Annotated in this window: 22 protein-coding genes; 2 read left to right on the top strand and 20 right to left on the bottom strand. The window is 71.3% G+C overall.

What is annotated here, in order from left to right; translation table 11 throughout:
* Positions 1–14: 14 nt before the first annotated feature.
* The 11 genes from gmk to OGL88_RS06325 all read right to left on the bottom strand — a co-directional run bounded on the left by gmk (position 15) and on the right by OGL88_RS06325 (position 12,652).
* Positions 15–977, bottom strand: a complete 963-nt coding sequence (gmk, locus tag OGL88_RS06375; protein ID WP_263090633.1) for a guanylate kinase — start codon at positions 975–977, stop codon at positions 15–17.
* Positions 974–1,858, bottom strand: coding sequence for an orotidine-5'-phosphate decarboxylase (gene pyrF / locus OGL88_RS06370; RefSeq protein ID WP_263090631.1), 885 nt, complete (start codon positions 1,856–1,858; stop codon positions 974–976). Before pyrF ends, gmk begins: the two co-directional genes overlap by 4 nt.
* Positions 1,855–5,148 carry a carbamoyl-phosphate synthase large subunit gene (gene carB, locus OGL88_RS06365; RefSeq protein ID WP_263090629.1) on the bottom strand — a complete coding sequence of 1,098 codons (3,294 nt, stop codon included), beginning with the start codon at positions 5,146–5,148 and terminating at the stop codon, positions 1,855–1,857. The genes pyrF and carB overlap by 4 nt, the downstream gene beginning before the upstream one ends.
* A complete protein-coding gene (gene carA, locus OGL88_RS06360) occupies positions 5,148–6,347 on the bottom strand; it encodes a glutamine-hydrolyzing carbamoyl-phosphate synthase small subunit (RefSeq protein WP_263090627.1) in 1,200 nt (399 codons plus the stop codon). Before carA ends, carB begins: the two co-directional genes overlap by 1 nt.
* Positions 6,344–6,907 (bottom strand): PH-like domain-containing protein, encoded by a 564-nt coding sequence (locus OGL88_RS06355; RefSeq protein WP_205462500.1) that lies wholly within the window; start codon positions 6,905–6,907, stop codon positions 6,344–6,346. Before OGL88_RS06355 ends, carA begins: the two co-directional genes overlap by 4 nt.
* Positions 6,904–8,262 (bottom strand): dihydroorotase, encoded by a 1,359-nt coding sequence (locus tag OGL88_RS06350; RefSeq protein ID WP_263090624.1) that lies wholly within the window; start codon positions 8,260–8,262, stop codon positions 6,904–6,906. The genes OGL88_RS06355 and OGL88_RS06350 overlap by 4 nt, the downstream gene beginning before the upstream one ends.
* A complete protein-coding gene (locus OGL88_RS06345; protein ID WP_123294316.1) occupies positions 8,259–9,218 on the bottom strand; it encodes an aspartate carbamoyltransferase catalytic subunit in 960 nt (319 codons plus the stop codon). The genes OGL88_RS06350 and OGL88_RS06345 overlap by 4 nt, the downstream gene beginning before the upstream one ends.
* Positions 9,218–9,817, bottom strand: coding sequence for a bifunctional pyr operon transcriptional regulator/uracil phosphoribosyltransferase PyrR (gene pyrR / locus OGL88_RS06340; RefSeq protein WP_111083911.1), 600 nt, complete (start codon positions 9,815–9,817; stop codon positions 9,218–9,220). The genes OGL88_RS06345 and pyrR overlap by 1 nt, the downstream gene beginning before the upstream one ends.
* A 24-nt stretch (positions 9,818–9,841) precedes the next feature.
* Positions 9,842–10,294 carry a transcription antitermination factor NusB gene (gene nusB / locus OGL88_RS06335; RefSeq protein ID WP_027465744.1) on the bottom strand — a complete coding sequence of 151 codons (453 nt, stop codon included), beginning with the start codon at positions 10,292–10,294 and terminating at the stop codon, positions 9,842–9,844.
* A gap of 11 nt (positions 10,295–10,305) precedes the next feature.
* A complete protein-coding gene (efp, locus tag OGL88_RS06330) occupies positions 10,306–10,869 on the bottom strand; it encodes an elongation factor P (protein ID WP_111083909.1) in 564 nt (187 codons plus the stop codon).
* 91 nt (positions 10,870–10,960) lie between these two features.
* On the bottom strand, positions 10,961–12,652 hold the full coding sequence (locus OGL88_RS06325) for an ABC1 kinase family protein (RefSeq protein ID WP_263090611.1): 1,692 nt from the start codon (positions 12,650–12,652) through the stop codon (positions 10,961–10,963).
* A gap of 328 nt (positions 12,653–12,980) precedes the next feature.
* Between OGL88_RS06325 and OGL88_RS06320 the strand changes: the two genes are divergently transcribed.
* The gene (locus tag OGL88_RS06320; protein ID WP_263090609.1) at positions 12,981–13,160 is read left to right on the top strand and encodes a hypothetical protein; all 180 of its coding nucleotides are present in this window, start codon (positions 12,981–12,983) and stop codon (positions 13,158–13,160) included.
* 7 nt (positions 13,161–13,167) lie between these two features.
* Here the strand turns inward: OGL88_RS06320 and OGL88_RS06315 are convergent, their stop codons facing one another.
* Positions 13,168–13,782 carry a deaminase gene (locus tag OGL88_RS06315; RefSeq protein WP_263090608.1) on the bottom strand — a complete coding sequence of 205 codons (615 nt, stop codon included), beginning with the start codon at positions 13,780–13,782 and terminating at the stop codon, positions 13,168–13,170.
* A 395-nt stretch (positions 13,783–14,177) separates the two neighbouring features.
* Here OGL88_RS06315 and OGL88_RS06310 point away from each other — a divergent pair, with 395 nt between their 5' ends.
* Positions 14,178–15,491, top strand: a complete 1,314-nt coding sequence (locus OGL88_RS06310; RefSeq protein WP_263090606.1) for an LLM class flavin-dependent oxidoreductase — start codon at positions 14,178–14,180, stop codon at positions 15,489–15,491.
* On the opposite strand, the gene aroB is transcribed toward OGL88_RS06310, so the two are convergent.
* The 8 genes from aroB to rpsD form a co-directional block, all read right to left on the bottom strand.
* Positions 15,488–16,585 carry a 3-dehydroquinate synthase gene (gene aroB, locus OGL88_RS06305; RefSeq protein WP_263090605.1) on the bottom strand — a complete coding sequence of 366 codons (1,098 nt, stop codon included), beginning with the start codon at positions 16,583–16,585 and terminating at the stop codon, positions 15,488–15,490. The genes OGL88_RS06310 and aroB overlap by 4 nt on opposite strands.
* A complete protein-coding gene (locus OGL88_RS06300) occupies positions 16,582–17,241 on the bottom strand; it encodes a shikimate kinase (RefSeq protein WP_308202607.1) in 660 nt (219 codons plus the stop codon). Before OGL88_RS06300 ends, aroB begins: the two co-directional genes overlap by 4 nt.
* Entirely contained in the window at positions 17,238–18,458 is a 1,221-nt protein-coding gene (gene aroC, locus OGL88_RS06295) for a chorismate synthase (RefSeq protein WP_263090604.1), read from the bottom strand. Before aroC ends, OGL88_RS06300 begins: the two co-directional genes overlap by 4 nt.
* Positions 18,459–18,501: 43 nt before the next feature.
* A complete protein-coding gene (gene mltG / locus OGL88_RS06290; protein WP_263090603.1) occupies positions 18,502–20,052 on the bottom strand; it encodes an endolytic transglycosylase MltG in 1,551 nt (516 codons plus the stop codon).
* A gap of 89 nt (positions 20,053–20,141) precedes the next feature.
* Positions 20,142–20,585 carry a Holliday junction resolvase RuvX gene (gene ruvX / locus OGL88_RS06285; protein ID WP_205464464.1) on the bottom strand — a complete coding sequence of 148 codons (444 nt, stop codon included), beginning with the start codon at positions 20,583–20,585 and terminating at the stop codon, positions 20,142–20,144.
* Positions 20,586–20,593: 8 nt separating this feature from the next.
* Positions 20,594–23,251: an alanine--tRNA ligase gene (alaS, locus tag OGL88_RS06280; protein WP_263090602.1), complete on the bottom strand. Its 2,658-nt coding sequence runs from the start codon at positions 23,249–23,251 to the stop codon at positions 20,594–20,596.
* A gap of 80 nt (positions 23,252–23,331) precedes the next feature.
* Complete coding sequence (locus tag OGL88_RS06275; RefSeq protein ID WP_111083901.1) at positions 23,332–23,514, bottom strand: hypothetical protein; 183 nt, start codon at positions 23,512–23,514, stop codon at positions 23,332–23,334.
* A gap of 132 nt (positions 23,515–23,646) precedes the next feature.
* The gene (gene rpsD, locus OGL88_RS06270; RefSeq protein ID WP_111083900.1) at positions 23,647–24,276 is read right to left on the bottom strand and encodes a 30S ribosomal protein S4; all 630 of its coding nucleotides are present in this window, start codon (positions 24,274–24,276) and stop codon (positions 23,647–23,649) included.
* Positions 24,277–24,301 lie beyond the last annotated feature (25 nt).

Genomic DNA, 24,301 nt, shown 5'->3' with positions numbered 1-24,301 from the left:
CGTCGGTGCACCCGTCAGGGCGCAGAGAACAAGTCTACGACCTGTCGTGCTGCGGTGCCGACATCGGAGTTCACGATCCGCACGTCGAACTCGTCCTGGGCGGCCAGTTCGACCTTCGCCGTGTCGAGTCGACGCGCCTGTTCCTCGGGCGACTCGGTGCCGCGGCCGATGAGTCGACGCACCAGCTCTTCCCACGTCGGGGGCAGCAGGAACACGAGCACGGCCTCGGGCATGGCGTCACGGACCTGGCGAGCACCCTGCAGGTCGATCTCGAGCATGACCCGCTCGCCGGCGTCGAGCGCTCGGTCGATCGGCGGCCGCGGGGTGCCGTACCGGTACGAGTTGTGCACCGTGGCCCACTCCAGCAGTTCGCGCTCGCGGATCATCCGGTCGAACTCGGCGTCGTCGACGAAGTAGTAGTGCACGCCGTCGACCTCGCCGGGGCGGGGCTTGCGCGTGGTGGCGGAGACGCTGAGGTTCACGTCCGGGTACTGCTCGCGGATGTAGGCGCTCACCGTGCCCTTGCCGACCGCCGTCGGCCCGGCGAGGACGACGAGCTTCGAGGCACCGCGCTTGCGACCGCGGGCGGCGAGCCAGTCGGCCAGTGCCGTGCGCTGCCGGGTGCCGAGGCCCCCGAGGCGCTTCGACGGCGCGATGCGCAGCGTGCCCATGATCGACTCGGCACGCGCCGGACCGATGCCGGACAGGCTGACGAGCAGGTCGCGCACCCGGAGCGAGCGCTCCGCCGAGGTCGTGTCGACGAGGGCGTCGTCCCATGCCGAGCGAGCGACCTCGAGTGCCGAGCGCTCCCCCGACGCGATCGCGGCCTTGACCGCGGCCCGGGCGCGTCGCGCGGCGACCGCGGCCTGGGCCGCCGCGACGCGGTCGACCTCTGGTGGTGTGCGGTGGGCCGGCAGGTCGGTGCCGTCGGTGCGGTCGGTGCGGTCGCCGTCGGTGCGGTCGCCGTCGGCGGTCATGCTGCGGCCCCGAGGGCAGCGCGGATCCGGTCGGCGCGGTCGGACACGAGTGCCGCGACCCCGTCCGGACCGTCGGTCAGCAGACCGCGCGACTCGCTCACGAGCACCTGCTCGGCGCGTGCACCGTACAGCGCACGGAGGTCCTCGATCCGGGCACCCTGGGCACCGAAGCCCGGGGCCAGGACCGGCGCGGTGCCGATGGCGTCCGCGTCGATGCCGAAGTCGTCGAGGTGAAGGGTCGCGCCGAGCACGAGCCCGACGTCGCCGAGGGCCTGGTCGCCCGCGGCCCGGTTGTCGTCTGCCACGTCCAAGACGATACCGGCAGCCACGGACCGCCCGGCACGCGGACCCTCCGCCAGGACCGCGGTCTGCAGCACCCGGGCCTCCGGGTTGCTCGTCGCGGCGAGCACGAAGACGCCGGCACCGTTCCGCCGGGCGACGTCGACCGTGCCGCTGAGCGAGCCGTAGCCCAGGTACGGCGACACCGTCATCGCGTCGGCCGCGAACGGCCCGTCACGGTCGAGCCACGCGAGTGCGTAGTCGTCACCGGTCGACCCGATGTCGCCCCGCTTCACGTCGGCGACGACCAGGAGGCCCGCATCACGTGCCCGACGGATCGTCGCGTCGAGCGCGCGGTAGCCCGCTACCCCCGCCGCCTCGAAGAAGGCGATCTGCGGCTTCACGATCGCCGCGCGGCCGGCGGCCGCGTCGACCAGGGCCGCACCGAAGGCGGTCAGGCCCTGCTCGTCGCGGCCGAGCCCCCACGCCGCCAGGGTGGTGGCGTGGGGGTCGATGCCGACGCAGAGCGGTGAACGCTCGCGCATCGCGGACGCGAGCCGATCGCCGAAGGAGGCCGGGCCTCCCGATCGTCCGTCGCTCACCAGGTGGCGCGCTCCCGCGCGTAGTCCTGCAGGCTCCGGACGTTGAGCGGCGTGCCGATCGTCTCGATCGCCGCGACCGCCGCACCGATCTGCGCGATCGTCGTGAACAGCGGCTTGTCCGCTGCGACCGTGGCCGCACGGATCTCGTACCCGTCCGCCCGACCGGCGGCACCCGACGGCGTGTTGATGACGATGTCGACCTCGTTGCGCGTCAGCAGGTCGACGACGCTCTCGCCGCCCTGGCTGTACTTGCCGACGATGCCGACCTCGATGCCGTTGCGGCGGAGGATCTCCGCCGTGCCCTCGGTCGCGATGATCGTGAAGCCGAGCTGCTGCAGGCGGTGCACCGGCAGCACGATGGCGCGCTTGTCGGTGTCCGCGACGCTCACGAAGACCGTGCCGCTGGTCGGCAGGCCGCCGTACGCGGCGTCCTGCGACTTGAGGAACGCCCGCGGGAAGTCGCGGTCGATGCCCATGACCTCGCCGGTGGAGCGCATCTCGGGGCTGAGGACCGAGTCGACGACCTGACCCTCGCGGGTGCGGAAGCGGCGGAAGGGCAGGACGGCCTCCTTGACGGCGACCGGGGCCTCCATCGGGACGAACGCCCCGTCGCGTGCCGGCAGCATGCCCTCGGCGACGAGCTCGTCGACGCTGGTGCCGGTCATGATGCGGGACGCGGCCTTGGCCAGCGGGATGCCGAGCGCCTTCGAGACGAACGGGACCGTGCGGCTGGCTCGTGGGTTCGCCTCGAGGACGTAGAGCACACCGGCGCCGATGGCGAACTGGACGTTGAGCAGCCCCTGCACGCCGATGCCGCGGGCGATCTTCTCGGTCGCGTCGACGACGCCCTGGATCTCGGCACGGCCGAGGCCGACCGGGGGCAGGGTGCAGGCGGAGTCACCGGAGTGGATGCCGGCCTCTTCCAGGTGCTCCATGATGCCGCCGATGTAGAGCCGCTCACCGTCGAAGAGCGCGTCGACGTCGATCTCCACCGCGTCGTCCAGGAACCGGTCGACGAGCAGCGGGAGCTCCGGGCCGATGATCGCCTGGTCGGCCATCCGGTCGAAGTAGTCGGCGAGCGACGGGGAGTCGTACAGGATCTCCATGCCGCGGCCGCCGAGCACGAAGGACGGGCGGACGAGCACCGGGTAGCCGATCTCCTCGGCCACGGCGGTCGCGCTCGCCAGGTCGTGGGCGGTGCCGTTGCGCGGCGCGAGCAGCCCCGCGGCGTCGAGGATGGCGGAGAACTGGCCGCGCTCCTCGGCGGAGTCGATCGCCGTCGGGCTCGTGCCGAGGATCGGGATCCCCGCCGCCTCGAGCGGCTTCGCCAGGCCCAGGGCGGTCTGCCCCCCGAGCTGCACGACGACGCCGACCAGTTCGCCCGATGCCGCCTCGGCCTCGATGACCTCGAGGACGTCCTCGGCCGTGAGCGGCTCGAAGTACAGGCGGTCCGAGGTGTCGTAGTCGGTGGAGACCGTCTCGGGGTTGCAGTTGATCATGATCGTCTCGAACCCGGCGTCGCTCAGCGCGAAGGACGCGTGCACGCAGGAGTAGTCGAACTCGACGCCCTGGCCGATGCGGTTCGGGCCGGAGCCCAGGATGACGACCTTCTTGCGGTCGCTCGCGACCACCTCGGTCTCGGCGTCGTACGACGAGTAGTGGTACGGCGTCAGGGCCGGGAACTCGCCGGCGCAGGTGTCGACGGTCTTGAAGACGGGGCGGATGCCGAGGGCGTGCCGGTCGTCGCGGACCTGCTGCTCGCTGACCGGGTGCTCCGGGGTGCTGCGCAGCGCCGCGATCTGGGTGTCGCTGAAGCCGTGCTCCTTGGCCCACCGGATGGTGTCCGCGTCGAGCTCGTCGGCGGCCGCGACCTCGGCGGCGACCTCGTTGATGAGCACGATCTGGTCGATGAACCACGGGTCGATCTTCGTCGCCTCGAAGACCTCGTCGGCGGTGGCGCCGGCGACCAGGGCCTGCTGCACCGTGACGATCCGGCCGTCGGTGGGGATGGACGACTTCGCGAGCAGGGCGTCCTTGTCGAGCGCCGCCGCCGGGGTGTCCCAGTGGAAGCTCGAGCCGCGCTTCTCGAGCGAGCGCAGTGACTTCTGCAGCGCCGTCGCGTAGTTGCGGCCGATCGCCATCGCCTCGCCGACGCTCTTCATCGTCGTGGTGAGCGTGGCGTCCGCAGCGGGGAACTTCTCGAACGCGAACCGCGGGGTCTTCACGACCACGTAGTCGAGCGTCGGCTCGAAGCTGGCCGGGGTGACCTTCGTGATGTCGTTCTGGATCTCGTCCAGGCGGTACCCGATGGCGAGCTTCGCGGCGATCTTCGCGATCGGGAAGCCGGTGGCCTTCGAGGCCAGGGCCGACGAGCGGGAGACGCGCGGGTTCATCTCGATGACGATCAGACGGCCGTTCGACGGGTCGACGGCGAACTGGATGTTGCAACCACCGGTGTCGACACCGACGCGGCGGATGATGTCGATGCCGATGTTGCGCATGTTCTGGTACTCGCGGTCGGTGAGCGTCAGCGCCGGGGCGACGGTGATCGAGTCGCCGGTGTGCACGCCGACCGGGTCGACGTTCTCGATGGAGCAGATGACGACGGTGTTGTCGTAGTTGTCGCGCATCAGCTCGAGCTCGTACTCCTTCCAGCCGAGGATGGACTCCTCGAGCAGGACCTCGGTCGTCGGGCTGGACTGCAGCCCGTCGCCGACGAAGCGGACGAGTTCGGCTTCGTCGTACGCGAAGCCCGAACCGAGACCACCCATGGTGAAGGACGGGCGGACGACGAGCGGGTAGCCGAGGTCCTTCGCGAACTCCTTCGCCTCTTCCAGCGTGTGGGCGATGTGGCTCCGGGCCACGTCGGCGCCGGACTCGAGCACGAGCTCCTTGAAGAGCTGGCGGTCCTCTCCGCGCTGGATGGCGTCCACCTTGGCGCCGATGAGCTCGACACCGTGCTTGGCGAGGATGCCGGCCTCGTCGAGCGCGATCGCCGCGTTCAGCGCGGTCTGGCCGCCCAGCGTCGGCAGGACGGCGTCCGGCTTCTCGATGCGGATGATCTCCTCGAGGCACGCGTTCGTGATCGGCTCGATGTAGGTCGCGTCGGCGAAGTCGGGGTCGGTCATGATCGTCGCGGGGTTCGGGTTGACGAGGATGACCCGGACGCCCTCGGCCCGGAGGACGCGGCACGCCTGGGTGCCGGAGTAGTCGAACTCGGCGGCCTGACCGATGACGATCGGGCCGGAACCGATGACGAGGACGGAGTTGATGTCTGCGCGCTTGGGCATCAGTTCGCTTCCTTGGTGATGTCTGCTGCGGGAGTGGTCGCGTCGGCGGTGGCCGCGTCGAGCGGCTCCCCGTCACGTCGCGCGCGCACCAGGTCCGCGAACCGGTCGAAGAGGTACATGCTGTCGTGCGGACCAGCGGCGGCCTCGGGGTGGTACTGCACGCTGAACGCGGGCACGTCGAGCGCCCGCAGGCCCTCGACCACGTCGTCGTTCAGCGAGTAGTGCGAGACCTCGACGCGTCCGAACCCGGCCGGCGACTCGAGGACCTGCCCCAGGGGAGCGTCGACCGCGAAACCGTGGTTCTGGCTCGTGATCTCGACCTTGCCCGTGGTGGTGTCGAGCACCGGCTGGTTGATGCCGCGGTGGCCGAAGGGCAGCTTGTAGGTGCCGAAGCCGAGCGCGCGGCCGAGCAGCTGGTTGCCGAAGCAGATGCCGAAGAACGGACGTCCGGTCCGCAGGCTGCCCTGCAGCAGTTCGACCTGGGCGTCCGACGCAGCGGGGTCCCCGGGGCCGTTCGAGTAGAACAGGGCGTCCGGTGCGAGCTCCTCGAGCGCCGCAGCGGAGATGTCCTGCGGCACGACGTGCACCTCGAACCCGCGCTGGGCGAGGTAGCGGGTGGTCGAGGCCTTCACGCCCAGGTCGAGCACGGCCAGCCGGCCGATCTGCTCACCTTCGGCCGGCACCACGTAGGTCTCCGGGGTGGACACGATCGCCGAGAAGCTCGCGCCGGCCATGGTGGCCTGCGACCGGACGGCGTCCAGCTGCTCCGACTCCGACAGCGTCGAGTCGACACCGCTGAACACGCCGCCCTTCATGGCACCGGCGTCGCGGATGCGGCGCGTGAGCGCACGGGTGTCGATGCCGGAGATGCCGACGATGCCGTCGCGCACCAGGTGGTCGTCGAGCGACGCGTTCGCGCGGTGGTTCGAGACCACGCGGCTGGGGTCGCGCACCACGTACCCGGCGACCCAGATGCGACGGGACTCGGGGTCCTCGTCGTTGACACCGGTGTTGCCGATGTGCGGCGCGGTCTGCACCACGATCTGGCCGGCGTAGGACGGATCGGTCAGCGTCTCCTGGTAGCCGGTCATGCCGGTCGCGAAGACCACCTCGCCGAGCGTGCGCCCTCGGGCGCCGTAGGCCCAGCCGTCGTACCGGGTGCCGTCTTCGAGGACCAGGACGGCCCGTTCGCGTGTCATGCTTTCTTCCCTTCGCCCGCGGTTCGCGGGGCATCGGCCGCAGTCGCCTGCGGCCCGGTCTCGGTCAGTCCCTGCAGGGCGAGCAGCGCGGCTGCGTCGCCCTCCGGGAACCGGAAGTACGTGTCGAGGTCCGTCGCACCTGCGGCGCCGGTCGCCGTCCATCGCAGACGGACCAGTCCCCCGGGCTCGACCACCCGGTCGATCGCCCACGTCGAGCGGTCGGCCCCGCGGACCGCGGCACGTTCGATCCAGCGGTCGTCCGCGCCGGCGAGTCGCAGGACCACACCGGTCGCGTGGACGTCCACGCCGCCGCGACCCCGGAACCCGAGTCCGCCGGCGGTGATGCGTTCCAGCGGCTGGTCCGCACGGGTCGTCGCGACGGAGAAACCGTCCCAGGACCCGGCCGCCGGTCCGACCGTGGTCGGGACGGGGACGGGAGGCACGGATTCCGCCTGCTTCCTGCTCCGCGTCCGCCAGGTGCGCGCCATGGCGACGAAGAGCGCGGCCACCGCGAGCAGGATCACCCCGCCGAGCAGCCAGCGCGCGGCGTCGCCGCTCATGCGCGCGCCCCCGTCCGGAGGGCCGCGGCGTGCGCGGCGACGGTGTCGGCGTCGACGAGACGGCCGTCGAGCACCGTCGGCGCGCCCAGGTGGAACGTGGCGACGACCCGGCCGGGCAGGGTCATGCCGAGGTACGGCGAGTTCTGCGACTGGCCGGCGAGGTCGGCGGCCGCGAACTCGCGGCTGGCCGTCGGGTCGTAGAGCGTGATCTCGGCGGGTGCGCCCTCGGCGATGCGCTGGCCGTGGCCCTCGACCTGGCCGATGCGTGCCGGCGCCTCGGACAGGACCCGGGCGACGTCGGCCCAGTCGAGCTGCCCCGACGCGACGACGGCGGACTGCACGACGCTGAGCGCCGACTCGAGGCCGACCATGCCGTTCGCCGCCGCCGGCCACTCGCAGCACTTCGCCTCGGCGGTGTGCGGCGCGTGGTCCGTCGCGACGATGTCGATCGTTCCGTCGGCCAGGGCGGCGCGCAGGGCGTCGACGTCCTCCTGGGCTCGGAGTGGCGGGTTCACCTTGTAGCGGGCGTCGTACCCGGGGGCGCCGTCGTGCCCGGCGATGAGGTCCTCGGTGAGCACGAGGTGGTGCGGGGTGACCTCGGCGGTGACGTCGATGCCGCGGGACTTGGCCCAGCGGATCACCTCGACGCTGCCGGCGGTCGACACGTGGCAGACGTGCAGCCGCGCGCCCACGTGGTCGGCGAGCAGGACGTCGCGGGCGATGATCGCCTCCTCCGCCACGGCCGGCCAGCCGGCCAGTCCGAGCTCCGACGACAGGCGGCCCTCGTTCATCTGCGCGCCGATGGTGAGTCGGGGTTCCTGCGCGTGCTGCGCGAGCACGCCGCCGAAGCCCTTGATGTACTCGAGCGCACGGCGCATGAGCAGCGGGTCGGCGACGCAGGAGCCGTCGTCCGAGAAGACCCGGACCTTGGCCCTGCTCGTCGCCATGGCGCCGATCTCGGACAGGTGCGTGCCCTGCAGCCCCTGTGACACCGCACCGATCGGGCGGACGGTGACGTAGCCGGCGTCGTCTCCGAGTGCCTGCACCTGCTCGACGACCCCGGCGGTGTCGGCGACCGGGCTCGAGTTCGCCATCGCGTTGACGGCGGTGAAGCCTCCGGCCGCAGCGGCGCGGGAGCCGGTGAGGACCGTCTCGGATTCCTCGTGCCCGGGCTCGCGCAGGTGGGTGTGCAGGTCGACGAGACCCGGCAGGGCGATGAGCCCGTCGGCGTCGACGACCGTGGCGCCGCCCGCGTCCACACCGAACCCGATCGCCGTGATGCGGCCGTCCTGGAGTCGGATGTCGGCGCGCGAGCCGTCGACCAGCTGCGCGCCGCGGATCAGGTGAGCGGTCATGCTGCGGACTCCTTCGGTTCGGTGCCGGTCAGGGCCAGGTAGAGGACCGCCATGCGGACCGAGACACCGTTCTCGACCTGCTCGACCACGGTGGATCGGGGGTCGTCGGCTGCGACGCCGGCGATCTCCAGACCGCGGTTCATCGGACCGGGGTGCATGATCAGCGTGCGCTCGGACAGCCGCGCGAACCGCGCTGCCGTCAGGCCCCAGTGCCGCGTGTACTCGCGCGGGTTCGGGAAGAACGCGTCGTCCATCCGCTCCTGCTGGATCCGGAGCGTCATGACGACGTCCGGGTCCTCGGCCAGGGCGGCGTCGAGGTCGTGGTGCACCGCTGCGCCGAACGGGGTCGTGGTGGCGGGCAACAGCGTCGGCGGTGCGGCGAAGGTGACGCTCGCACCGAGGGTCCGGAGCAGCCACGCGTTCGAGCGGGCGACACGGCTGTGCAGCACGTCTCCGACGATCAGGACCCGGACGCCGTCGAGGCCCTGTCCACGCGACCCCGCACCGTGCAGACGACGACGCATGGTGAAGGCGTCGAGCAGCGCCTGCGTCGGGTGCTCGTGCGTGCCGTCGCCGGCGTTCACCACGGGGACGTCGATCCAGTCGGCGTCGGCCAGCACGCGTGGCGCACCGGAGGAACCGTGCCGCATGACGATGCCGTCGATGCCCATCGCGCCGAGGGTCTGCACGGTGTCCTTGAGGGACTCGCCCTTGGAGACGCTCGAGCCCTTGGCCGCGAAGTTGATGACGTCGGCCGACAGGCGCTTCGCCGCGGCCTCGAACGAGATGCGCGTGCGCGTCGAGTCCTCGAAGAACAGGTTCACGACCGTCTTGCCGCGCAGGGCCGGGAGCTTCCGGACCTCGCGCGTGTTGACCTCGGCCATCTCCTCGGCGACGTCGAGGATGTGCACGGCCTGGTCGCGCGACAGGTCGGCGGTGGAGAGCAGGTGTCGCATCACGCCACCCCCTGCTCGATGAACACGGTGTCGTCGCCGTCGGTCTCGGACAGGTGCAGGGTGACCCGCTCGTCCGAGGCGGTCGGCAGGTTCTTGCCGACGTGGTCCGCCCGGATCGGCAACTCGCGGTGGCCGCGGTCGACGAGCACGGCGAGCCGGACGGCGCGCGGTCGGCCGATCCCCTGCAGGGCGTCGAGCGCTGCCCGGACCGTGCGGCCCGAGTACAGGACGTCGTCGACGAGCACGACGACCTTGCCGTCGATGCCACCGGCGGGGATGACCGTGCGGTGCGGGGCACGACCGATGCCGTGCCCGAGGTCGTCCCGGTGCATGGTCACGTCGAGCGTGCCGACCCGTTCGGATCCGATGCCCGCCCGCGCGGACTGCCACTCGGGCTCGATGTCCGCCAGGACGCGGCCCAGCCGTTCGGCGAGCACGGCGCCCCGGGTCGGGATGCCCAGGAGGACGAGGTCCGAGCCGCCGTGGTTGGCCTCGAGGATCTCGTGTGCGATGCGCGTCAGAGCACGCGTGATGTCGGGTTGCTGCAGGACCGTTCTGGTACCCACGTCGACCCCCTTCCCCGCCTCACTGGACGGCATTAAAGGATGCTGACGTGCACAAGCCTAGCGGGACTCCTGGTCCCCTGCGACCGTCCGACCGGACGGTGCACGACCGCCGGCGACGGCTCCGAGGACACCGTTCACGAAGCCCGCGGAGTCCTCCGTCGAGAGCGACTGGGCGAGCTCGACGGCCTCGGCGATCGCGACGGCGTCGGGCACCTCCGGGTTGAACCGGAGCTCCCAGACGGCCATCCGCAGGATGCAGCGGTCGAGGACCGGCATCCGGGCGATCGACCACCCCTGGGCGTGGTCGACGATGACGGAGTCGATCTCGTGACGGGCGTCGTCGACGCCCGTCACGATCTGCCGTGCGTAGTCCCAGCTCGAGGCACGCTCGGGCTGGTCCAGGTGACGGACGGTCTCGGTGGCCAGGACGTCCGCGATCGGGAGCTCACGCACCTCGGCCACGTACAGCATGTCGAGGGCGCGCTTGCGGGCCTTCGAACGAGCACTCATACGGACGTCGCCTAGGAGTTGACGCGGCCGAGGAAGCTGCCGTCGCGCGTGTCGATCTTCACCGTGGTGCCGCTCTCGAGGTAGAGCGGGACCTGGATGCGGTGGCCGGTCGCGATGATGGTCGCGTCCTTGGTGCCGCCGGAGGAGCGGTCGCCCTGCAGGCCCGGCTCGGTCTCGACCTCGGTCACGATCGACGTCGGGAGCTCGACGTAGAGCGGGTTGCCCTCGTTCATCGCGATGGTGACCATCGCGGACTCGAGCAGGTAGTTCTTCGCGTCGCCGACGACCGTCGCCGAGACCGGGATCTGGTCGTAGGTGTCGGTGTCCATGAACACGTACGAGTCGCCGTCCTCGTAGAGGAACTGGTAGTCGCGGCGGTCGACCACGGCGGTGTCGATCTTCGCACCGGCGTTGAAGGTGCGGTCGACGACCTTGCCGGAGACGACGTTCTTCAGCTTGGTGCGGACGAACGCGCCACCCTTGCCGGGCTTGACGTGCTGGAACTCCACGACCGACCACAGCTGGCCGTCGATGATGAGAACGGCGCCGTTCTTGATGTCAGTGGTACTGGCCATGAGTCTTCGGTGTCCCGTTCGGTCGTGTTGTGAAAGGTCTTCGGGCCGCGCTGGGCCCCGGACGAGTGTAGCGGACGCCCGCCCGTCGCCATCAGCGCCGTCGCCGGGCGCGCCAGGAGTCGATCGCCGCCCAGCCGAGCAGCACCACGGCCGCTCCCCCGAGCAGTGCCCCGGCCACCGCGGTCGAGATCGCGGCGTCCGGTCGGGCGGGCAGCGCCAGGTAGACGATCGCCAGGATGCCGGCACCGGCGCCGAGCAGCACGAGCAGGATGCGCCGGATCATGCCGGACACGAGCTCGCGGTCGCGGCGGTCCGCGAACAGCCGGATGTTGACGGTGAACTTGCCCGTCTCGATCGCCTCGCCGATCCGGTCGACCCGGCGCGGCAGTCGTCGGGCCGCGGAGACGACACCGATCAGCTCCTTCGCCGCCAGGTCGCGCAGCTTGCCGGGGCGCAGCTGGTCGGTGATCTGCTCACGGGCGAGCCCGCGGGACTCCTCGAGCAGGTCGAACGAGGGCGCGAGTGTGCGGAGCGTGCCCTCGAAGATCGCCAACGCCCGCGCGGCCGCGACGAAGTCCGGCGGCGCCTTGAGCCGGTACCGCCCGAACACCTCGACCGCGTCGTCGACCGTCTCGACGCCGATCCGTGCGCCCGGTCCGAGCTCGTCCGCGACGAAGCGCGCGATGTCCCGACGGAAGTCGGGCTCGTCGTGCGCGTCGCGCACCGGTGCCATCCGCAGGACCGCGTCGGCGATCCGCGAGGTGTCGTCCTGCAGGTAGGCGACCAGCAGGTCCTGGACCGTGTCCCGGAGGGTCGGGTCGAGCCTCCCGACCGATCCGAAGTCGATCAACGCGGGCCGCCCGTCCGGCAGCACCAGGACGTTCCCGGGGTGCAGGTCGGCGTGGTACAGACCGTCGAAGACGACCTGGCGCAGGAACGCCCGCAGGATCGCACGCATCGGGCCGTCGAGGTCGCGGTCCGCACGCTCGGCGCGGATCGCGCTGAGCGTGTCGCCCTCCAGGAACTCCATCACGAGCACGCGGCGCCCGGACAGGTCCGGGTAGGGGTCCGGGAACCGGACCTCGTCCGGACGGGCGCTGCGGGCCTGTGCGGCACGCAGGGCGGTGAGGTTCCGCAGCTCGGACACGAAGTCGACCTGGCGGACCAGGTCGTCGGCGTACTGCGCGGCCACGTCCTGCACGCCGACCTGCCGGGCCTCGGTCGACCAGCGCGCCATGAAGCGGACGACCCGGAGCGCGATGTCGACGTCACGGCGGACGGCGGCGTCGATGCCGGGACGCTGCACCTTGACCGCGACCGCGGTGCCGTCGGGCAGGCGGGCGCGGTGGACCTGGGCGATCGAGGCCGCAGCGACGGGCACCGGGTCGAAGGACGCGAAGACCTGGTCGACCGGTGCGCCGAGTTCCTGTTCGAGCAGGGCGAGCACCTGGTCGGCGGGGGCCGCGGTGACGTTGCGCTGCAGGTGCGCGAGTCCCTCGGTCCACTCCTCGGGGAGCAGGTCGTCACGCGTGGAGAGCAGCTGCCCCATCTTGACGAACCCGCCGCCCGCTTCCTCGAGCGCACGGCGCAGGTGCTCGGCCTGGCTGCGGCGCAGGTCGGCGGTGGCCGGGTCGTGCGAGAAGTCGAGGCGACGGAACGGGACGAGGCGGTGGCGCCTCGCGATCGACAGCAGTTCGGTGAACCGGCGGCCGCGGGACCGGAGGGTGCCGGTGCCGGCCTCCTGCGAGCCGGACAGGTCGCTCAGTCGGGGTGGGTTGGGCACGTCGTCAGTCTGCTCCCCGCTGCTGGGTCCGCCGCGTGTGCCTGCCCTCCTGCACAGGCCGGGAGGCGCGGCTCGGCATCCACAGACCGGCTCGCGTGACGCGTCGGGTCGCGCCCACTGCCGCAGGCTTGCCCCATGGAGACAGCACTGGTCGCGGCGTGCATCGCCGCCCACTGGGCGGCCGTGCATACGACATTTCGAGAACTGTGCTCCGGGAACTCGAGACCGTACGGTGGTGGTCGAAGGCGGACCGACGGCTCGCCACTCGCGCACTCCGGAGACGAACCGCCGCCGATCACGTCCACCATGAGGAAGAGGAGCCCACCTGATGCCGATCCTGCGACCCTTGCCGGATGCGCCCGACGTGGACGCGGACGACGACGTTCTCTTCGCGTGGGACAACGGCGCCACGGTCGCGGAGTTCCGGGAATGGCAGCGGACCGGTGTCCTCACCGTGTCCATGCGGGTCAAGTGGTGGTGGCGACGGACGCGGCGGGTGTTGCGCTGACGCCCGGTCAGGCGCCGCTGCCGTTGTAGCGTGCGGTGGCGCCGGACTCGACCAGGTCGCGGTAGCGCTCGAGCGCCGTCTCGGCACCGGTGCCGTGCTCCTGGTGCACGCCGATCCCCCGAGCAACGAGCTGCTCGCGCCAGTCCCCCGGCACCGGGCCCTCGTCGAAGCCCGTGATCCGCTCGACCGTGGCTCCGTCAGCGGCGAACTCCAGCGCGGAGACCCCCGACCACAGCAGGGCGCCGAGGCACATCACGCACGGTTGGGCGTTCACGACGAGCACGCGCCGGTGGCCGACGTCACGGCCGAGGTTCCAGGCGCCCGTCCGAGCCTGTGCGAGTCCGAGGGTGACGACCTCGGCGTGCATCGACGACACGTTGGCGTGCAGCACCAGGTTCACCCCGAGGGCGACGACCGCGCCCGTGTCCTCGTCGACGACGGCCGCTCCGAACGGGCCGCCGGTGCCCTCCTCGACGTTCCGTTCGGCGAGGGCGTTCACGAGCGCGAACCGCTCCGCACGGGTGCCGAGGTGTTCCGGAGCAGCGGCCTGCGCGTCGCGGAGCCAGTCGGGGACGGCGACACGGAGCTCGGTCGGGAACGGGGCGAGGGCTGCTGCAGACATGCGGCGACGCTAACGGCGCATCGTTTCGACGGTGTTTCCCGATCGAAACGATGCCGAAACACCGCGCCCGTAGCCTCGACCACCACCGGCTCGAGCCGGCAGGAGCGCGTGCGCATCGACGTCACGCGAGCATCCACGACAGGGGGCGATGATGACGGCACACCACGCGACCGCCGCGTCCCGCTGCTGGCCCCGCGGCGCCATCGCGCACGGACACTGACGACCGTCCGCCCGTTCGTCCGACCGTCGCGCGCCGATCCGCCGGGCGGTCCACGTGCTCTGGAGCGCGCCGTCTCGCCGAGCCGCGCCGATCCGCGCACCCTGCTCCGTGCCTCCCGGCCGTCCGCCGGACGCACCCACCCACCTGCTCCACCGTCCCCTCCGAGAGGACCCCCGTGACCACGATCCACCTCGCCGTGTTCCTGTTCCCCGGCTACCACCTCGGCGCCTGGCGACTGCCGGACGCCGTCCCCGAGCTCGACCTCGGCATCGACCACTACGTCCGCGCCGCCGAACTCGCCGAGGCGGCGAAGCTCGACGCCCTGTTCTTCGAGGACCAGGCCGCCGTCCGGCGCAGCAACGACATCCTGGCCGGCGACACCTACGGTGCCGCGAACCCCCGCTCGATCCACTTCGACCCGACGATGCTCCTGCCCGCCCTGGCGATGCGGACCACGCACCTGGGTCTCGCGGCGACGTCGACCACGACCTTCAACGACCCCTACAACCTCGCGCGGCGGTTCTCGACCCTCGACCACATCAGCAAGGGCCGCGCGGGGTGGAACCTCGTGACGTCCTTCAACGAGGACGAGGCGCAGAACTTCGGACTCGACGCCCACGTGCAGCACGCCGCGCGGTACGAGCGTGCGAGCGAGTTCGTCGACGTCGTCACGGGGCTCTGGGACTCGTGGGACCCGGACGCGATCGTGCGCGACAAGGAGTCCGGCACCTACTTCGACATCGACAAGATGCGGTTCCTGCAGCACGACGGCGAGCACTTCCGCGTGCGAGGGCCGCTGACGACGGGTCGGAGCCCGCAGGGACGGCCCGTCGTGTTCCAGGCGGGTGCGTCGGAGCCGGGCCGCGCACTCGCGGCGCGCACCGCAGACGTCGTGTTCACCCTGCAGTCCGACCCGGACGAGAGCCGCGCGTTCCGCGACGACATCCGGGCGCGCGCCGAACGGTTCGGCCGCGACCCCGACCACGTCAAGGTGCTCGTCGGGATGACCCCGATCGTCGGCGACACCGACCAGGACGCACGCGACCTCGCCGACCGGATGATGGCGTTGATCCCGGACGACCTGGCACTGAGCAACCTGAAGCCCCTCGCCGGTGGCGTCGACTTCCGGCAGTTCGACCTCGACGCGCCCGTGCCGGAGCTGCCCGAGTCGAACACCGGCAAGTCGCACCGGGCGGCGATCATGGCGGTGTCACGGCAACAGGGACTGTCCGTCATCGAGACCGCCCGGTACTTCGCCGAGGGCAGCTACCGGAAGATGATCGGGTCGCCGTCGACGATCGCCGACACCATGCAGGCGTGGTCGGAGGCCGGGGCGTGCGACGGGTTCCTGGCGGTGCCGACGCACTTCCCGGCCGGGGTCGAGGACTTCACCCAGAAGGTCGTGCCGGAGCTGCAGCGACGCGGACTGCACCGGACCGAGTACACCGGACCGCACCTGCGCGACCACCTGGGGGTGCAGAAGTACTAGACGCCGACCTCTTGGTAGGCGGTGAACAGCAGGTGGTCCTCGGGGCCCTCGAGGATCACCGGCTTGCCGACGGCGTCGAGGATGATGAACCGGAGCATGCCGGCACGGGCCTTCTTGTCGCGACGCATCGCGGCGAGGAGGCCCTGCCACCGGCCGATGCCGTAGGTCGTCGGCAGGTCCAGGGAGTCCAGGATCGCCCGGTGCCGGTCCACGGTCGCATCGTCGAGGTGCCCCGTCAGGCGTGCGAGCTCGGCGGCGAACACCATGCCGACCGACACCGCAGCACCGTGGCGCCACTGGTACCGCTCCGCGTGCTCGATGGCGTGCCCGAGCGTGTGACCGTAGTTCAGGATCTCGCGTCGTCCCTGCTCGGTGAAGTCGTCGGACACGACCTCGGCCTTCAGGGCGATGGCGAGTTCGACCACGCGGCGGAACTCCGGCGACGTCGGGTCGGTGACGCGGGCGACGTCGGCCTTGATGATGTCCAGGATCTCCGGCACGGCGATGAACCCGGCCTTCACGATCTCGGCGAAGCCGGTGAGGATCTCGTTGCGCGGCAGGGTGCGGACGAGGTCGAGGTCGGCGACCACCGCGCGGGGGGCGGAGAAGGAACCGACGAGGTTCTTGCCCTCGTTCGTGTTGATGCCGGTCTTCCCGCCCACGCTGGCGTCCACCATTCCGAGCACGCTCGTCGGCACCGACACGTACGGCACCCCGCGCAGCCACGTCGCCGCGACGAAGCCCGCCAGGTCGGTGACGGCACCGCCGCCGAGGCCGATGACGGCGTCGGTGCGGGTGAAGTCGGACTGGCCCATGATCTGCCAGCAGAACGACGCGACCTCGATGCGCTTGGCGGCCTCGGCGTCCGGCACCTCGGCGATGAGGGCTTCGAGGCCGGCGTCGACGAGCAGGTCGCGCAGGTCGTTCGCCCGCGCACCGAGGGTCGGGGCGTGCACGATGAGGACCTTCGCGACGCGGGGGCCGAGGATCGCGGGCAGCGAGCCGAGCAGGCCCGAACCGACCGCCACCACGTAGCCGTCGTCACCGCCGACGCGGATCTCGGTGGTGCCTGCGGGCAGGATCGGGTCGGTCACGGTGCTCCTTCGGTGGTGGTGCTGGTGTCGCGGCGGTTGGCGCTGCCGTCGCTGCCGTCGTTCCGCAGCCACGTCACGACCTCGTCGACCACCCGGGACATCGGACGGCGCGAGGTGTCGACGACGACGTGCGCGAGCTCGGCGTAGGTCGCCGCACGCTCGTCCATGATCGTCTGCCAGGCGTCGATGCCGCCGTTCGCGAGCAGGGGCCGGTCCGAGCCGGCGATCCGCTCGGCGACGGCCTCGGGCGAGACGGTGAGCAGGACGATGCGGGCGCCGGACAGTGCCTCGCGGGTGGCGGCGTGCGTCACCGCTCCGCCGCCGACCGCGATGACGCCCCCGGTACCGAGGGCGGTCCGGACGGCGTCGGCCTCGAGGGCACGAAAGGCCGGCTCACCGCGATCGGTGAAGATCCCGGGGATCGGGCCGTGCTCGCGGACGATGACCCGGTCGGTGTCGGTGAACGGCACGCCCAGCGCCTTCGCGACGCGCTTGCCGACGCTGGACTTGCCGGCGCCCATCGGGCCGATCACGACGACGGGCGCAGCCGGACCCCGCGCAGCGCCGCCGAACGGGACGTCCCCGGACGCGGCGCCGGACGGGACGTCCCCGGACGGGACGTCGCCGGACGCGGCGCCGCCGCCGTTCGTGCTCACGTCGCGTCGGCCGGTGCCGCCGGCTCCGTCCGACGGGTGCGGAGCGTCTCCGGGATCGACGCGAGGTAGGCGTCGAGGTTGCGCTTGGTCTCGACGACGTTGTCGCCGCCGAACTTCTCGAGCACGGCGTCGGCGAGCACGAGTGCCACCATCGCCTCGGCCACGACGCCGGCGGCCGGGACCGCGCAGACGTCGGAACGCTGGTGGTGCGCCGAGGCGTCCTCGCCCGAGACGACGTCGACGGTGTGCAGCGCGTGCGGCACGGTCGCGATCGGCTTCATGCCGGCACGGACGCGCAGGACGGTGCCCGTGGACATACCGCCCTCGGTGCCGCCGGCGCGGTCGCTGGTGCGGTAGATCTCGCCGTCCTCGCGGTAGAGCTCGTCGTGGGCCGCGGAGCCGCGCCGACCGGCGGTCGCGAAGCCGTCGCCGACCTCGACGCCCTTGATCGCCTGGATGCCCATGATCGCCGCAGCCAGCCGGGCGTCGAGTCGACGGTCCCACTGCACGTGCGAACCGAGCCCCGGCGGGACGCCGTAGAACAGCACCTCGACGACGCCGCCGAGGGTGTCGCCGTCCTTCTTCGCGGCCTCGACCTCGGTCACCATGCGCGCCGAGGTGTCGGCGTCGAAGCAACGCAACTGGTCGTCGTCGAGACGGTCGACGTCGTCGGGCAGGGGCAGGTCGGTGCCGTCCGGCACACGGACCGTGCCGACCTGCAGGGTGTGCGCGACCGACCGCATGCCGAGTTCGGCAAGGAAGGACTTCGCGACGGCGCCGAGCGCGACGCGGGCCGCGGTCTCACGGGCGCTCGCGCGCTCGAGGATCGGGCGGGCCTCGTCGAAGCCGTACTTCTGCATGCCGACCAGGTCGGCGTGGCCCGGACGGGGGCGGGTCAGCGGGGCGCTGCGGCCACGCGACATCTCGGTGGACTCGACCGGCTCGGGGTTCATGACCTCGACCCACTTCGGCCACTCGGTGTTGCCGATCCGGATCGCGATCGGGCTGCCGAGCGAGAACCCGTGCCGGACACCGCCGGACACGTGCAGCTCGTCCTGTTCGAACTTCATGCGCGAGCCACGACCGTAGCCGAGCTTGCGGCGCGCGAGATCGGTACGGATGGACTCGAACGACACCGGGACACCCGCGGGCAGGCCCTCGAGCATCGCGATCAGTTCGGGTCCGTGGGACTCACCAGCAGTCAACCAACGAAGCATGGAGCAATCCTCCCACAGCGCACCGCCGTGCGACGTCGCCGCCCTACTGGTAGTCGGGGTGTGCCCGGAGCCACGCCTGGAACTGCTCCACCGCGACGAGGTGCTCGTCGTAGGTGTTCGAGAACACCGTCTCGCCGGTCTCCAGGTTCACCGTCACGAAGTACAGCCACTTGCCCGGGGCCTCGTTCGTCACGGCCTTGATCGCGATGTCCCCGGGGTTCGAGATCGGTGCCGGCGGCAGCCCCTCGTGCACGTAGGTGTTGTACGCGTTCGACTCGTCGGCCCGTTCGGCGTCGGTCGTCGTCACGGTGTGGGTGTTGCCCGTTCCGTAGGCGACAGTGGCGTCGGACTGCAGGCGCATGCCCTGGTCGAGCCGGTTCTGGAACACCCGTGCGACCTTCGGGTAGTCGGCGGCGAGGCCGGCTTCCTTCTGCACGAGCGACGCGAAGACGATGACGTGCTCCTGGTCGGCCTCCTTGACGCCAGCGGCGACCAGGTGCTCCTTCATCGTGTCGACCATCGACTTGAAGTACTGCTCCGCCGTCCACCCCGGGTTGATCGGGTACGTCGCGGGGAACAGCCAGCCCTCGAGCGTGGTGACGCCGGACGGCAGGCCGTACGCGGACAGGTCCTTCGCGGCCTTGGCGACCTCGGTCTTGGTGAGCCCGGCCTTCGAGACCATCCCGGCCTCGATGTCCGCCAGCGCGGTGCCCTCGGGGATCACGATCGAGGCCTGCACGCGGTTCTTCTCGTCCTGCAGCGCGGCCAGCGCCGACTTCGAGCTCATCTGCTTCTTCAGCGAGTACGAACCCGGCTGGAACTGCACGTCGGGCGACGCCAGCAGCAGCTTGTAGAAGACCTTCGAGTCCTTCACGACGCCGCTGCGCTGCAGCGTCGCGGCGACGTTCTCGCCGATGTCGCCCTGCTTGATGGTGATGGTGACCTTGGCCTTGCCGCTGCCCGTGTAGTCGTCCGGCTCCTGCGAGCCGCTGACCGCGGCGACGATCTGCTGGATCTTCGGGGCGGCGAACGCGTACGCGCTCACCCCGCCGGCGAGGACCACGGCGACGATCACGATGCCGGCGATGAGCGGCCCGCGACGGCGCTGCGGGCGCGGTTCGCGCGGCGGCCGGGAGGCTCCCCCGCGTCCGCCACGGCCACCACGACCACCGCCTCCCGCGGCTCCACCGCCGCCGGTGCGCCCGGCGTCGTCGGTACCGTCGGGCCCGTCGGACCCGGCTCCGCCGGCGGCGCGCGCCGAGGGCACCTCGCCGGTCAGCAGCGCGGCGACCTCGGGGTGGAGTTCGGGGGCCGCCTGCGGCTGCGCGGGCTCCGGTACCGGCTGCTCACGCGGAGCGGTCGAATCGGGGTCTGGGGCGGGGTCGGTCGCGGCGTCGGCGTCGGCGTCGCGACGAGCGCGTTCCGCTTCGAGCGCCCGAGCCTCGCGACGGGACATCGGACGGTCCGGCTGCGGGGTCACCCGCGCGGAGTCGTCACGGTCATCGGTACCTGCTGCGCGGTCGGAAGTCGTCTTCCGCCGCTCGGCTTCGTTGCCGGGCGCGATGATCGCGTTCCAGTCCAGATCGTCTGCCAACGGTTCTCGGTCTCTCGGTCGGGAACTCCGCCTGGGCACCGTCGTCCTCGGGTGACGGAAGGGCAGCCGGGTCGCGGTGGGTTGCCCTGTCAGGGAAGCGTGGTGCCCGGAGGGGCACCGGCACTGCGTTCGTGGTCGAGCGCGTGTTGCAGAATGATAACAGCGGCCGCTTGGTCGATCACGGAGCGCGACTTCTTCGTGTTCTTGCCGGCCTGGTGCAGTCCCCGTTGCGCGGTCACCGTGGACAGCCGTTCGTCGACCAGTCGGACCGGGCGGTGCTCGGCGATCCGGGCCGCGAACGCCCGGGCGTCGTCCGTCGACGGGGTGTCGCCGCCGGACATCGACAGGGGCAGTCCGACGACGAGCTCGAGCACGTCGTACTCGTCCGCGATCTCGAGGATCCGACGCAGGTCGGACGAGTCGTCTCGACGCACGGTCTCGACCGGCGTCGCCAGCAACCCGTCGCGGTCGCACACGGCGATCCCGATCCGGGCGCGGCCGACGTCCACGCCGAGCCGCCGCCCGGACCGGATCGCCACGGTCAGCCCGCGATCCGGGCGGTCACGGCACGGAGCGCAGCCGGGAGCGCCGCCGGGTCGGTGCCGCCGCCCTGGGCCAGGTCCGGCTTGCCGCCGCCGCCACCACCGAGCACACCGGCGGCCTCCTTGGCGAGCGGACCCGCCTGGACGCCCGCGGAGCGCGCCGCGTCGTTGGTGGCGACGATCACGATCGGCTTCCCGCTCACCACGGCACCGAGCACGACGACGGCAGCGCCGTCACCGAGCTGTGCGCGGACCCCGGTCGCCAGCGAGCGCAGGTCGTCGCCGGACTGCAGGCCGTCGACGGTCTCGGCCACGACGGTGGTCGTCCCGACGGTCGTCGCGGTCCGTGCGATCGACGGGACCCGCTGCTGGAGGTTCGCCGACTCGTACTCGGCGATCCGCTTCTGCGCGGTGCGGAGGTCCTCCATGAGCGACTGCACGCGCGTGGGCAGGTCGGCTCGAGGGGCCTTCAGCGCGCTGGAGAGCTGCGAGACGATGGTCCGCTCGACCGCGAGGTCACGGAAGCCCTCGAGCCCGACGAGCGCTTCGACACGACGGTTGGTCGACCCGACGCTCGACTCCCCCACCAGGTTGACGAGTCCGATCTGGGCACTGGACGCGACGTGCGTGCCACCGCAGAGCTCGCGCGACCACGGACCGCCGATGTCGACCATGCGGACCTCGGCACCGTACTTCTCACCGAAGAGCGCCTGCGCACCGAGCGCCTTGGCCTCGTCGATCGGCATGATGCGGGTCGAGACCTCGAGGTCGGTGCGGATCGCGGTGTTGACGACCTCCTCGATCTCGGAGCGGGTCGCGAGCGAGATCGGCTGCGACCACGAGAAGTCGAGGCGCATGTAGCCGGACTTGTTGTACGAACCCGCCTGCAGCGCCTCGGGGCCGAGGATGTCGCGGAGCGCTGCGTTCACCAGGTGCGTCGCGGAGTGCGCCTGCGTGGCGCCGCGGCGGTACTCGGCATCGACCACGGTGTTCGCCGCGTCGCCCACGCCGACCTCGCCGGAGCGGACCTGGACGGTGTGGCTCCAGAGGCCGGCGACGGGACGCTGGACGTCGAGGACCTCGAGGTCGAAGCCGTTGCCGACGATCGATCCCTGGTCGGCGTCCTGGCCACCCGACTCGGCGTACAGCGACGTCTCACCGAGGATGACCTCGGCGATGTCGCCCGCCACTGCCCGGTCGACGCTGACGCCGCCGACGATGATGCCGAGCACGTTCGTCTCGGCCTCGAGCGCGTCGTAGCCGAGGAAGACCGTCTCGCCCTTCGCCCGGAACGCGCTGTACACGCTCAGGTCGGCGATCGCGGTCTTCTTGCTCTTCGCGTCGGCCTTCGCCCGGGCGCGCTGCTCGGACATCAGGGTCTCGAACGCGGTCCGGTCGACGTGGACCCCGGCCTCTTCGGCCATCTCCATCGTCAGGTCGATCGGGAACCCGAAGGTGTCGTGCAGCAGGAACGCGGTGTCCCCGCCGATGGACGGCGCACCGTCCTGCTTCGCGCGCTCGACGGCGACGTCGAGGATCGTCGTGCCCTGCGCGAGCGTGCGGAGGAACGTCTCTTCTTCCGCGTAGGCGATCCGCGCGATGCGGTCGTAGTCGGAAGCGACCTCGGGGTAGGCGTCGCGCATCGCGTCGCGGGACGCCGGGAACAGCTCCGGGAACGTCGCGGTCTCGACCCCGAGCAGGCGCATCGCACGGACCGTGCGGCGCAGCAGACGACGCAGGATGTACCCGCGGCCCTCGTTCGACGGGCTCACGCCGTCGGCGATGAGCATGAGCGCGGAGCGCACGTGGTCCGCGATGACCCGCATGCGGACGTCGTCCTCGTGCACGGCGCCGTAGCGGCGGCCGGAGATCTCGGACGCGCGGTCGAGGACCGGGCGGACCTGGTCGATCTCGTACATGTTGTCGACGCCCTGCTTGATGAAGGCGACGCGCTCGAGCCCCATGCCGGTGTCGATGTTCTTGTTCGGCAGCTCGCCGGTGATCTCGAAGTCGTACTTCGAGCGGACGTCGGCGATCTGGTACTGCATGAACACGAGGTTCCAGATCTCGACGTACCGGTCGTCGTCGGTGGCCGGGCCGCCGTCGATGCCGTACTCGGGCCCGCGGTCGAAGAAGATCTCGGAGCAGGGACCCGCGGGTCCGGGCTGGCCGGTGGACCAGTAGTTCGTGTCCTTGCCGAGGCGCTGGATGCGCTCCTCGGGCAGTGAGGAGTGCTGCTTCCAGAACGCGATCGCCTCGTCGTCGTCCTCGTAGACCGTCACCCAGAGGTCGTCGGGCGAGAAGCCGAGCCCGCCGTCCGACTCCGGGTTCGTCAGGAACTCCCAGGCGAACTGGATCGCCTGCTCCTTGAAGTAGTCGCCGAACGAGAAGTTGCCGTTCATCTGGAAGAACGTGCCGTGGCGAGGGGTCTTGCCGACCTCTTCGATGTCGTTCGTGCGGATGCACTTCTGCACGCTCGTGGCACGGGGGTACGGCGCGGGGACGAGCCCCGTCAGGTACGGGATGAACGGCACCATGCCGGCGACCGTGAAGAGGAGCGACGGGTCGTCGGAGACGAGGGATGCGGACGGGACGACGGTGTGGCCGCGGTCACCGAAGTACTGGAGCCAACGGCGGCGGATCTCTGCGGTCTGCATGGTGCTTCCTGGGTTCAGGTCGGGGGTGGGAGGTGGAGGCGGGACGACGGTGCGGCCGGGCCGCGGTGGAGCTCGACGACTCAGACGTCGGTGCGGAGCTCGGCCCCTCGGGACCGGTACCCGTCGGCGACCGCGCCGGTGAAGGCCTTCGTGCTCGCGTCGACGACGGCGAAGAGCCGTGCGCCTCCGGGGGTCCTGGCGACCTGGTGCGCCACGGCGAACCCGATGACGACGCCGACCGCGACGAAGAACAACTGCTTCACGGTGCCTCTCCCTCTGTGCACCCTGGCGGTGCATGCCCGGACAAGCTTAGCCGCCGGGCACTTCGGGGCCGGAACGCCGAACGGCGGGCCGTCCTCGAGAGGACGACCCGCCGTTCGGGTGTGATCAGTGGATCAGCGAGCTGCGTAGTACTCGACGACGAGCTGCACTTCACAGGTCACGGGGACCTCGGCGCGCTTCGGGCGACGCACGAGGCGGGCCTGGAGCTTGTCGATCTCGACCTCGAGGTAACCCGGGACCTTCGGCAGGACTTCCTGGTGGCCACCGGCAGCGGCGACCTGGAAGGGCTCCATCGACTCGGACTTCGGCTTGACGTGGATCAGCTGGCCCTCCTTGACGCGGAAGGAGGGGCGGTCCACGAGCTTGCCGTCGACCAGCAGGTGACGGTGCACGATCAGCTGACGGGCCTGCGCGGTGGTGCGGGCGAAGCCGGCACGGACCACGAGGGCGTCGAGGCGCTGCTCGAGGAGCTCGACCAGGTTCTCACCGGTCAGGCCCTTCGTCTTGCGGGCCTCTTCGAAGACGATGCGGAGCTGCTTCTCGCGGATGCCGTACTGGGCGCGCAGACGCTGCTTCTCACGGAGGCGGACGGCGTAGTCGCTGTCCGCACGACGGCGCGTACGGCCGTGCTCACCGGGGCCGTAGGGGCGCTTCTCGAGGTAACGGGCCGCCTTCGGCGTCAGCGGGATGCCGAGTGCGCGCGACAGGCGGGTCTTGCTGCGGGTACGTGACTTGGTAGACACAGGGTCCTTTTCTCTGTTCGAACTG

It is taken from the genome of Curtobacterium sp. RIT-PI-V, assembly GCF_025642935.1.
In the GTDB taxonomy this organism is placed as follows: Bacteria; Actinomycetota; Actinomycetes; order Actinomycetales; family Microbacteriaceae; genus Curtobacterium.
The sequence above is the reverse complement of the archived record's forward strand: the minus strand, read 5'-3'. Positions and strand labels throughout refer to the sequence as shown.